Here is a 3,363-nt window from a genome sequence, read left to right on the forward strand (position 1 = left end):
ACGGTAGCGAGGGCCGCTCATCGACGCCCGGTGTCGATGAGCGGCCTCAGCCGAGGCGGATCGCGGTGCGGGACAGGGTGTCGGCGAAGCCGAGCCGGCGGTAGAGCCGCACCGCTTTGACGTTGTCCGGGTAGACGCCGAGCCCGACGGTGTCGTGCCGGGCCAGCAGCGCCCGGGTCATGCCGGCGGTCAGCGCCGCGCCCAGCCCCCGGCCGCGTTGGTCGGGGGCGACGGTCAGGCCGGCCAGAAAACCGACGTCGCCCCGGCTGCGGTCCGCGCCGCACGCCACCAGCCGGTCGCCGGCCCGGATGCCGTACCAGTCGATGACCCGTGGATCGCCCGGGCGCGTGGTGGTGTCCGGGAACGCCTCGTCGACCAGCGCCGCAAGCGCCGGGCGGTCGGCGTCGGTGAGACGTACGACGCGCTGCTCGTCCGGCTGCGTCGGCGGCGCCACGGTGGTCCAGTGGAAGTCCCAGTCGACGAACTCGGCCACCGCCAGCCGGCCCGCCACCAGGGCGGGGTCGAGCCGGGGCAGGTGCATTCGATGCTCCGGCCGCAGCACCCCGTCGGCGACCAGCGCGGCACAGATCTCCAGCACCGGCTCGGTGGGGCCGATGGCGTCCGCGCCCAGCCCGCGCTCGGGCGGCAGCAACCACAGCACGGCGCCGTCGCGCCGGTAGCCGCGCGCCGGCACGCCCGGCGAGAGCGAGTGCCTGACGAACGGGTGGTCACCGGCGGCGGCCAGGATGGCGGCCCGGTCGTGGAGCGCCTGGTCGTCGATGATCATGACGGTCAGCCTAGGAGCCGCCGTACGGGCGACCGCGCCGGGTCCGGCAGCCCGCGTGCTGTTCCACCGTGGAGATTGGCGAGTCGACCGATTGGGTACATCACGCGCCGACCTACTGGGAACCCCCACCGGAGGACCGACATGCTCGCCATTCTCGCGGCCATCGTCTTTGGCTTCGCCCTGCTGCTCGACCTGCTCAACACCGACTTCGGCGCCCCCGACCTGTTCAACTGGAACACCCTCGTGCTCATCGGCCTGCTCCTGCTCTCGCTCTACCTGGCCGGCGTCGGCAGCGGCCCGCGCGGCGGTGGCGGCGGCCGCTGGTACCGGGGCCGTCGTCCCGGCCGTGGCTGACCGAGACCGATCAGCGGTGGCCCGGCCCGCAGCGCGATTCCGGCGTCGCGGGTCGGGCCCGGTACTGTCTTCGTGATGGAGTCCGACGCTCTCTTCTCCCTCGGTGCGCCCACCGGGCCGCGCAGCGCGCCCGAGGGTCCCGCCAGTGTCGACGGCTTCACTCCGGTAGCGGACGATTCGCCCCTGCCCGTCCGCATGCGGCCCGCGAGCCTGGACGAGCTGATCGGGCAGGACCACCTGCTCGCCCCCGGCGCGCCGCTGCGGCAACTGGTCTCCGGCGGTGCCCCCCTGTCGGTCATCCTCTGGGGGCCGCCCGGCAGCGGCAAGACCACCATCGCGCACCTGGTGGCCGGCGCCACCGACCGCCGCTTCGTCGCCATGTCGGCGCTCTCGGCCGGGGTCAAGGACGTCCGGGCGGTGATCGAGACGGCCCGTCGCCAGCGCCGCTCGGGCGGCCCGCAGACGGTGCTGTTCATCGACGAGGTGCACCGGTTCAGCAAGACCCAGCAGGATTCGCTGCTCGCCGCCGTCGAGGACCGCACTGTCACGCTGCTCGCGGCGACCACCGAAAACCCGTACTTCTCGGTCATCTCACCCCTGCTGTCGCGGTGCGTGCTGCTCACCCTGCAACCGCTCGACGACGACGCCGTACGCGGCCTGCTGCGCCGCGCGGTCGCCGACGAGCGCGGCCTGGGCGGCGCGCTCGCCCTGACCACCGACGCCGAGGACCACCTGGTCCGACTCGCCGCCGGTGACGTCCGCAAGGCGCTGACCGCGCTGGAGGCGGCGGCGGCCTCGGCCACGGCGCTCGGCACCGGGCGCATCGACCTGGCCACCGCCGAGCAGGCGGTCGACGTGGCGGCGGTGCGCTACGACCGCGACGGCGACGCCCACTACGACGTGGTCAGCGCCTTCATCAAGAGCATGCGCGGCTCGGACGTGGACGCCGCCGTGCACTGGCTGGCCCGGATGCTGGTGGCGGGGGAGGACGCCCGGTTCATCGCCCGACGGCTGGTCATCTTCGCCAGCGAGGACGTGGGCATGGCCGACCCCACCGCGCTGAGCGTGGCCACCGCCGCCGCGCACGCCGTGGAGTACGTCGGTCTGCCCGAGGCGCAGCTCAACCTGGCGCAGGCGGTGATCCACCTGGCCACCGCGCCGAAGTCGAACTCGGCCACCACCGCGATCGGCGCGGCCATCGCCGACGTGCGGGCCGGCCGGGGTGGTTCGGTGCCCCGCGGGCTGCGGGACGCGCACTACGCCGGCGCCCGAGGGCTGGGCCACGGCACCGGGTACCGCTACCCGCACGACGACCAGCGCGGCGTGGTCACCCAGCAGTACGTCCCGGACGACCTGGTGGGCGTCGACTACTACCAGCCGAGCCCGCACGGGGCGGAACGGTCCGTGTCGACGCGGCTGCCGGTGCTGCGCCGGATCGTCCGCGGGCTGCCGGCCCCGCCCGCCCGCCCGGAAACCCCGACCGCCTCCTCGCCCGCGACAGCGGGTCCGTCGGTGGCGGCCCCGACCGCCGGGTCACCGGTAACACCGCAGCCCGCCCTGACGCTTGTCGGTCGGAACGGCAAGCCGGCCACGGACGCGGGCGGTCCCCGCACGAAGCAGGACAGCGGCACTGACGCCGCAGGAGAGGGTCAACAGTGAGATCGCGTGGTGCGGACCGTCCCGACGAGGGCCCGGACGAGCGGCGTGATCCCCGCGCGAAGGGCCGCCGCTGGGGTCGAGGCCGAGCCGAGGCCGAGCCGGAGGAGCCGGTGGCCGGCGAGGAGTTCGGCTGGATCGACGACCTGCGCTCGGCCAAGCAGCAGCGCGGCGAGCTGGGCCCGGACGGGGCCCCGGCCGAGCCCGTGCCGCCGCGCGCGGGCGCGTCGGCGCCGCCGGACGCGCCGCCCGGCCCACGCCGCCCGGACGCGGAGGCCGCCGGAGCGCGCCGCCCGGTCGACGGCCCCTGGCCGGGAGAGGCGCCCCCGCCGGGTCGCCGCCCGGACGCCCGCCCGCCCGCCGACCGCGAGCACTCCGACCGCCCACCTGCCGACCGCGTCCGGGCCACCGGGCCCGCCGGCACCGTCGCGGGCCCGCCGGCGGCGCGGGGCGCCCAGCCGGTTCCCGGCACCGGCCCCCGCGCCGCCGCGCCGCCCGCCGCTCGCCCGGGCGGCGGTGACCCGGCGAGCCCTCCCGGGCCCCGCCCGTCCAGCGGCGCTCCGGCC

Annotated in this window: 3 protein-coding genes and 1 pseudogene; 3 read left to right on the forward strand and 1 reads right to left on the reverse strand. The window is 76.3% G+C overall.

The annotated features are described in order from the left end of the window. Positions 1-46: 46 nt before the first annotated feature. Entirely contained in the window at positions 47-787 is a 741-nt protein-coding gene (locus AB0J68_RS29605) for a GNAT family N-acetyltransferase (protein ID WP_354856044.1), read from the reverse strand. A gap of 141 nt (positions 788-928) precedes the next feature. Here AB0J68_RS29605 and AB0J68_RS29610 point away from each other — a divergent pair, with 141 nt between their 5' ends. The 3 genes and pseudogenes from AB0J68_RS29610 to AB0J68_RS29620 form a co-directional block, all read left to right on the forward strand. After that, positions 929-1,141 carry a hypothetical protein gene (locus AB0J68_RS29610; RefSeq protein WP_007458297.1) on the forward strand — a complete coding sequence of 71 codons (213 nt, stop codon included), beginning with the start codon at positions 929-931 and terminating at the stop codon, positions 1,139-1,141. Between the two features lie 75 nt (positions 1,142-1,216). Continuing rightward, positions 1,217-2,800, forward strand: a complete 1,584-nt coding sequence (locus AB0J68_RS29615; RefSeq protein WP_363941874.1) for a replication-associated recombination protein A — start codon at positions 1,217-1,219, stop codon at positions 2,798-2,800. Further along, positions 2,797-3,363: pseudogene (locus tag AB0J68_RS29620) on the forward strand (hypothetical protein); the annotation flags it as partial. The gene AB0J68_RS29615 and the pseudogene AB0J68_RS29620, both read left to right, overlap by 4 nt.

The organism is Micromonospora sp. NPDC049580 (assembly GCF_040675595.1).
GTDB lineage: Bacteria > Actinomycetota > Actinomycetes > Mycobacteriales > Micromonosporaceae > Micromonospora.